Origin of the sequence: Rhodococcus sp. NCIMB 12038, from assembly GCF_002165735.1 — a bacterium.
Classification (GTDB): Bacteria; Actinomycetota; Actinomycetes; order Mycobacteriales; family Mycobacteriaceae; genus Rhodococcus_F.
This window is the reverse complement of sequence record NZ_NHML01000054.1, coordinates 23,578-30,243: the sequence shown is the minus strand read 5'-3', so window position 1 is coordinate 30,243 and position 6,666 is coordinate 23,578. Positions and strand designations below refer to the sequence as shown.

Sequence of the window (6,666 nt, the reverse complement as noted above, 5' to 3'; positions counted from 1 at the left end):
CCCCCCGCCCGACGCGACGACCAGCCGGGCGTCGTCACCGTCGGCGAACCACGCCAGGGGTGACTGCCGCGGCTGACCGCTCCGACGGCCGACGGTGTTGAGGATCAGCACGTCCATGCCCATGAACTGGCCGTGGCCGCGCCGGATCTTGCGGTTCATGCGGGCGTTCATCTTCCGCTGCATCCACCGTGAAAACGCACCCGGGGTACCCGGCTTGCGCTTGCCTGCTTGGTTGTTCGTCGTCATGCGCTCTCTCCCATCGGTCCAGCCGTCGTGTTCTGGCAACGACGCTACGGGCGGTCCGGGGAGCGGCGCTTCTCGATTCCTGATCGGTCCGAGACGGGCACTCGGACGAGTGCCCGTCTCGCCACCTACCGCAGCGTCGGTGAGGAGGTCCAACGCCGATCGTGATCAGTCGAGGGAATTCCACTGCGGTGTCGCCTCGGGGCCGCGGTGTGCCTCGTACCACGCGGCGACCCGGAGAACGGTCAGGTCCTGCCTGCGATCGGCGGCGATCTGCAGGCCGATCGGCCTTCCGTCTTTCGAGAAGCCGCAGTTGATCGACGCGGCGGGGGTGCCCGCGGCGTTGAACGCGGACGTGAAGTTCGCCGGGCCTGCGAATTCGGTCATCATCCGGCTCTCCGCCGGTCCGGCGAGGATGCCGGCGGTGGGGGACAGGATGGCGTCGTACCGTCCGAGCATGTTCACGGTCTCCTGTACGAACGGCCCGATCGAGTCGTACGCCTGGATGAGCTCGAGGGAGGACAGCGAGTCGATGCTCGAAACCGCGGCGACCATCTCCTGATCGGCCCGGCCGAGATCGTCGACGATGTTCTTGTCGTTCATCTGCGCCCACAGGTGCGCGGTGAAGAACGGCATGAATCCGGTGCTCAGGTAGTCCCGGGACAGATACGGCTCGACGGCCTCCACCTGCGCGCCCGCTGCCTCGAACACGGCGACGGCCCGGCGTATCGCGGCGACGATCTCGGGGTCGGCGGTCTTGCCCTCCACCGGGCCGAAATTGACGCCGAGACGCAGCCCACGAATGTCGACGTCCAGGTCGGTCCAGTCGATCGATTCGTCGGGGAGCGAGCTGTGGTCGCGGGAATCGGGGCGGGCGATGAGCGCCATCGTGTGGGCGGCGTCGCGAACGGTGCGGGTGATCGGGCCCGCGCAACGACCGAGGTAGGTGTCGTTGATCGGGACGCGCCCGTAGGACGGTTTGAAGCCGAACGCGGCGTTCATCGCCGCGGGGATGCGGATCGACCCGCCGATGTCGGTTCCGATGTTGACCGGCGCGTAGCCGAGCGCGGCGGCGACGGCCGCACCGGAGGACGAGCCGCCCGTGTTCCAGGCAGGATTCCAGGCGTTGCGGGCGATGCCGTGCCGGGACGACACCCCGGAGCCGAGCCCACTGAAATCGGGCATGCTGGTGCTGGCGACGACCACCGCACCCGCCTCCTGCAGGCGGTCGACGACCGGTGAGTTCTCCGTCGCGATCACCGGTTCCCGCGCTGCGGTTCCGTACGACTGCGGCAGACCGGCTTTCGCGGTGTTCTCCTTGATGGTCACCGGGATTCCGTCCAGCGGGCCCAGTGCGGCGCCGCTGCGCCACCGCTCACCGCTGCGCTCGGCGGACTCGCGGGCTTCGTCGGTGTCGATCACATAGACCGCGCGGTGCGTGTCGTCCTTGGCGGCGATGCGCGCGATGGTCGACTCCAGTGCGTCGAGCGGTGTCAACGATCCTGCGGCGAAGGCGTCGTTCAGTTCGGCGACGTTGCGTCCGGCGATGGTCTGGTCGGGCATGGGTATTTCCTCTCGTTCGGATGACGTGACGTGATCAGGCAGGGGCCGGCTCGTTCTCGCCGGCAGGCAGTGCGGTGGTCTCGGACGCGGTCCGCGTGCGGCGCGAATCGAGGAACGGGGACAGGACGGCGATGACGATGCAGAGGGCGGCGCAGATCGCCCAGACGGTGGCGTACGAGGTGAACGACGAGATCGAACTCGTCTTCTCACCGACGGTCACCGACGTGACCAGTGACGACATCAGCAGGGTGAACATCGCGCCTGCGATCGATCCCGCGCCCGTTCGGGAGCTGTTGTAGATGCCGGAGGCGATTCCAACCGAGTCCTCGGGAGCGCGGCCGACGATGATCGCAGGTACGACGCCGGTGAGCGTTCCGACGCCGAAGCCCAACAGGAACAACCAGATCGAGAAGGCGAGCACGCCGTCGTGGGAGACGATCATCGCCGTGTACGCGGCGGCGCTGACGAGCGCGCCGAATGCGACCGCGTAACGGGGTGTCAGTGCGCGAGCGATCCGGTCGCTGATCGTCGAGGCGATGAAGGCGCCGGTGGCGGTGATCGACAGCAGGAGGCCCGCGATCGTGGCCGACACACCCAGGCCGTATCCGTACGCGTTCGGGTCGGCCCGCGAGAACAGCGAGATGGGTGCCTGGGAACCGAACGACTGGGCTCCGAGCAGTGCGGCGATGAGCATCGGGAGAACCAGGCGCCCCTTGGTCAGGACGCGAAAGTCGATGAGGGGATTGACCGTTCGATTCTCGACCACCGCGAACGCGGCCAGGGTGGCCGCACCGCCGGCGACGAGGACGATGATCAGTGGGCTTCCCCACCCGATGGCGTTGCCGTTGGACACCCCTCCCAGGACCATCAGCAGACCGGCGGACAGCAGTGCCGCCCCGGCCCAGTCGATTCGCCCCGCACTGCGAACGGTCGTCTCCCGCACCAGGAAATGGGCGACGGGAACACACAGCGCCAGCATGACTCCGGGAACCAGCAGCACCACCGTCAGGTTGTCGATTCGGCTCATGAACCAGCCGGCGACGAAACCGCCGACGATCACACCGCCGGTGAGTGCCCCGATCAGGTGGCCGATGTTGCGCCCCGCCCGGTCGGGAGCGCGGTGCCGGACGATGGCGAATTCCAAGGGTAGGAAGGCGATCAGCGGGGCCTGCAGGGCGCGGCCCACGAGAAGCACCGCGAACGACGGAGCGAACGCGACGACGAAGGATCCCACGGCCACCGCCGCCGCGGACGCCACGAGCATCCTGCGGTGGCCGTACATGTCACCGAGCTTGGCGATGATCGGGACGCAGGCCACCGATGCGAGCAGGAAGATCGCATTCACCCAGTTCAGCGCTGCCGCGGAGGTCCCGTGTTCTTGTCCGATGCTCGTGAGGAGCGGGGGATACCACCCCTGCAGCAGACCGCTGCCGAACTCCATGACGATCAGAAAACCGACGGCCGCGGACGTTCCGGTGGTCCGCCTCGTGCCGGTGTGTGGCGCAGTGCTCATATGTTCCTCCAGCAGAAACCGTGTGGTGGCCGTATCCTCAGCTGGATTGAAATCCGATAGGTAAAATGTCAGGAATTGATGCAAAGTGACGTCACCGAATCAGGATTCTCTGCGCAGAGACGCCGATCTACGGTTGATTCACGCACTGCAACTGGAGCCGCGGGCCTCGTGGACCGAGCTGGGTAGGGCTCTCTCGACCGATCCGGTTGCGCTCGCCCGGCGCTGGGCCAGGATCACCGAAGAGGGGCTCGCGTGGATCAGCGGGCAGCGGCGTCACTTTCCCGCCGTGGCCGTCGTCGAGATCGAATGCGCGCAAGGAAAGGCTGCGGAGACCGCATTTCTGCTCGCCGACGAAGAAATCGTGCGCACCATCGATCACACGTCCGGTGGGCGTGATCTCGTCGCCGTGGTCGCGGCGCCGCACCTGGAGTCACTGTCGGCGTTCGTCATCGACCGGCTGGGGGATCAGCGTCTGATCACCCACGCCCGTACGCACCTGGTCACCGAGATGCTCGTGGAGGGCAGTGTCTGGAGGTTGAACGCACTCTCCGACGACGAGGCCCGGCGGATCCCTGCGGCGAAAGCACCGCGGCCGCGTGCGGCCCGGCAGGTTCCCGCCGACCTTCAGGAAGTCATCATCCGCGCGTTGTACCGCGACGGCCGGACCCCGGCCGGCGACATCGCCGCGAAGGCCGGCGTCAGCACGCAGCGAGTTGCCGACGCCATCGCCACGATGCGCCACTCGGGCGACCTCGTCATCCGGACGGATGTCGCGCGCAGCTACACCGGGTGGCCGATCAACGCCTGGTACTTCGTGCAGGTGCCTGCGTCGTCCATCGACCGGCTTCGGTCGACGCTGTCCCGGCTCGCGGAAGTCCGGCTCGCGGTGACCACTGCGAGCCGGTACAACCTCGTCATGACCCTGTGGGTGCGAGACCTGGCCGACGTCAACCGATTCGAAGCACTACTCGAGAAGGTCCTCGCCGGCGCCCGCATCGCCGACCGCGCCGTCGTCATCCGGCCGGCAGTGCACTCGGGGCGCCTGTTGGATGCCCGAGGATTCGTCACCGGGCTGTCCAAACTGCACGACGACCCGGTCTAGGAAGTCACCCGGCCGCGGCCTCGACGAGGGCGGCGGCGAGTGGCTCGGGTTGGGTGAACTGGCATTCGTGGCTTCCGGGGGTGTGGATCACGGGAGCGCCGGGCAGGCGTTCGGGGAATCTTGGTGCCCAACCGAATTCGCCGGGCGGCAACGCGAGATCGTCTTCGGAGAGCACGTAGCTGGAGGGTAGTTGCAGTCGTTCCCACCCGTCGAGATCCAGCGGTTCGCTCATGGTGTAGAACGGCTGACTTTCGAGAAGGGGATGGACGAGGCTCTGCGTCTCGGGTGTTGCGTCCTGCATGAAGGTGGCGCTGAACACCTCGAATGGGAAAGTCACCGAGTTGTCCGTCGAGGCGTCCGCCAATGCCCGGAACATGTCGGCGTAGGCGGGTGGGCACAGATCGAGCAATGATTCACCGGTGCGGGGCACGAACGCGCTCCAGTAGACCAGGCGTGAGATTCGCGTTGCGAGTCGCACGGACGCGCCCGAGACGGGAAAGCCGCCCCAGCTGTGGCCGACGAGGACGATGTCGGTGAGATCCCGCTTCCGGACGTAGTCGACCAGGTAGTCGACGGAGTCGGTAAGGCGGACTTCGGCCTTGTCGTCCCCCGCACCGAGGCCGGGCAGCGTCGGCATGAACACTCGATGCCCCTGTGCCCGTAAATATTTGGCTACTGGACTCCAGGTCCACCCGGCGTGGCAGGCGCCGTGGACGAGAACGAAGGTCTTGGGCATGGTGTCGGCTGTCTCCTATGTGGGTTGGTGCGAATCAGAGTCGTGCATCTCCTACGTTCGGGAAGGGGCGCCGGCTCTGTGACCACCCGCACACTATGACCACCATTAGGTTACAGTCAATACCTGTAATGCAAATACCAGGGCGTCAGGTGAGCGGGATGGTCCAGACGATTGCGGGCATGTCCTCGGCCCTGCGCTCCTGCCGTTGGTCGCGCTGGCGGTCGCGGGTCCGGTCGTCGTTGCCGCCGGGGATGTCGCGGCCGGTGTCGGGGGCGGCCACTGCGACTACCGAGTGGTCGGCGACCGGGGCAACCGCACCCGCGGCGCCGATGGGAAGGACGCCGAGAGCGGCCGCGGCCACCACGACGGTGACGATCCGCTTCCGCAGCGAGCCGCGGTGGGTGCGTCGTGCGTCCTGGTGCGAATGTGCGTTCATGGTCTGAATTCCTGTCCGAGTGCCGCGAACCCAGCGTTCACAGCTACTCGAACGGTGTCCGCGAGGGCGCGAAACGTTACGCCCCGTCGGACATTATTTTTTGCGGGAATTCCGCCGTCTCTAGCGCCACTCCCGGAACGCGTCGAGCAGGCGGTCGCGCAGCGTCGGATCGAGTTCCTCCGGGGGCAGCGTGCCGAGGGTGTGCACCGTCTGCTCGATCTGCTCCAGATACGTGGCGCAACCCGCGCATTCGCCGAGATGCGTCTCGAATCGGGCCCGGGCGTCGGGATCCATGTCGTCCTCGAGGTACGCCGTGACCAGTTCGACGAGGTCCTGGCAGTCCATGTCTCACGCTCCCGTTCCGAGATAGTCCTCGAGGGCCTGACGCACGTGTGCGCGACCCCGGTGCAGCAGCACCCGCTGATTCGCCGCGGTGATCGACAACATCGCGGACACTTCCGCGGCGTCGTAGCCGAGGACGTCGCGCAGGACGACCACGATTCGCTGACGGTCGGGGAGTTGCTCGAGTTCGCGACTCGCGACGTCGAGGACCTCCGCACCGAGGACCGAACCCTCGGGGGACTCCGGCCAGCTGGTCGGCGGCGTCGCCCAATGGTGTGGATACTCCGGGGCGGACCTCGGCAGGAACCGAGCCGGGTCCACGGTGGGGCTGCCCGTGAAGGCGGCCAGTTCGGCGTCGGAATCGTGCCGGTCCCGCACACCCCGCTTCTTGGCGATGTTGACGAGGATCCGGAACAACCAGGTTCGGAGCGTCGAGCGGCCCTCGAATCGGTCGATGCCCTGCAGCACGGCAATCCAGGTTTCCTGGACGACGTCCTCCGCGACCTCGGCGCTGGCCACATAACCCCGCGCCACCCGCAGCATCATCGGCGTGTGCCGGTCGACCAGTTCGGCGAAAGCCGACTCGTCCCGCGCCCGCAACGAGTCGACGAGGCGCTGCTCGTACGAGGTGTCGATCTCCGTCATCCGCCCCTCCTCGGCGATCGAGGTGCTCCGGAAGCGTGGCCGCGTGCGACGGCCGGAAGACATACAACCTTACTGACCTCGGCCGC

The 6,666-nt window shown here is 67.1% G+C and carries 8 protein-coding genes; 1 reads left to right on the top strand and 7 read right to left on the bottom strand.

What is annotated here, in order from left to right:
* From CA951_RS40505 to CA951_RS40495, 3 genes are all read right to left on the bottom strand, one after another.
* Positions 1 to 246 (bottom strand): nitroreductase/quinone reductase family protein (locus CA951_RS40505; RefSeq protein WP_143543186.1); only part of this gene is annotated, 246 nt, incomplete at its 3' end.
* 165 nt (positions 247 to 411) lie between these two features.
* Positions 412 to 1,806 (bottom strand): amidase, encoded by a 1,395-nt coding sequence (locus CA951_RS40500; protein ID WP_087562218.1) that lies wholly within the window; start codon positions 1,804 to 1,806, stop codon positions 412 to 414.
* A gap of 34 nt (positions 1,807 to 1,840) precedes the next feature.
* A complete protein-coding gene (locus CA951_RS40495; protein WP_087562217.1) occupies positions 1,841 to 3,319 on the bottom strand; it encodes an MFS transporter in 1,479 nt (492 codons plus the stop codon).
* A gap of 85 nt (positions 3,320 to 3,404) precedes the next feature.
* On the opposite strand from CA951_RS40495, the gene CA951_RS40490 reads away from it, so the two are divergent.
* Entirely contained in the window at positions 3,405 to 4,421 is a 1,017-nt protein-coding gene (locus tag CA951_RS40490; protein WP_087562216.1) for an Lrp/AsnC family transcriptional regulator, read from the top strand.
* 4 nt (positions 4,422 to 4,425) lie between these two features.
* Here the strand turns inward: CA951_RS40490 and CA951_RS40485 are convergent, their stop codons facing one another.
* From CA951_RS40485 to CA951_RS40470, 4 genes are all read right to left on the bottom strand, one after another.
* A complete protein-coding gene (locus CA951_RS40485) occupies positions 4,426 to 5,157 on the bottom strand; it encodes an alpha/beta fold hydrolase (protein WP_087562215.1) in 732 nt (243 codons plus the stop codon).
* A 145-nt stretch (positions 5,158 to 5,302) separates the two neighbouring features.
* Complete coding sequence (locus tag CA951_RS40480) at positions 5,303 to 5,593, bottom strand: hypothetical protein (protein ID WP_087562214.1); 291 nt, start codon at positions 5,591 to 5,593, stop codon at positions 5,303 to 5,305.
* 120 nt (positions 5,594 to 5,713) lie between these two features.
* Positions 5,714 to 5,938 carry an anti-sigma factor gene (locus tag CA951_RS40475; protein ID WP_087562213.1) on the bottom strand — a complete coding sequence of 75 codons (225 nt, stop codon included), beginning with the start codon at positions 5,936 to 5,938 and terminating at the stop codon, positions 5,714 to 5,716.
* A 3-nt stretch (positions 5,939 to 5,941) separates the two neighbouring features.
* Positions 5,942 to 6,643, bottom strand: a complete 702-nt coding sequence (locus CA951_RS40470) for an RNA polymerase sigma factor (RefSeq protein ID WP_087562212.1) — start codon at positions 6,641 to 6,643, stop codon at positions 5,942 to 5,944.
* Between the last annotated feature and the right edge of the window lie 23 nt (positions 6,644 to 6,666).

What these genes read in the sequence shown, in the direction of transcription:
- CA951_RS40470 (WP_087562212.1), bottom strand. Translation starts at nt 6,643, where the DNA reads ATGTCTTCCGGCCGTCGCACGCGGCCACGCTTCCGGAGCACCTCGATC.
- CA951_RS40500 (WP_087562218.1), bottom strand. Translation starts at nt 1,806, where the DNA reads ATGCCCGACCAGACCATCGCCGGACGCAACGTCGCCGAACTGAACGAC.
- CA951_RS40475 (WP_087562213.1), bottom strand. Translation starts at nt 5,938, where the DNA reads ATGGACTGCCAGGACCTCGTCGAACTGGTCACGGCGTACCTCGAGGAC.
- CA951_RS40495 (WP_087562217.1), bottom strand. Translation starts at nt 3,319, where the DNA reads ATGAGCACTGCGCCACACACCGGCACGAGGCGGACCACCGGAACGTCC.
- CA951_RS40485 (WP_087562215.1), bottom strand. Translation starts at nt 5,157, where the DNA reads ATGCCCAAGACCTTCGTTCTCGTCCACGGCGCCTGCCACGCCGGGTGG.
- CA951_RS40480 (WP_087562214.1), bottom strand. Translation starts at nt 5,593, where the DNA reads ATGAACGCACATTCGCACCAGGACGCACGACGCACCCACCGCGGCTCG.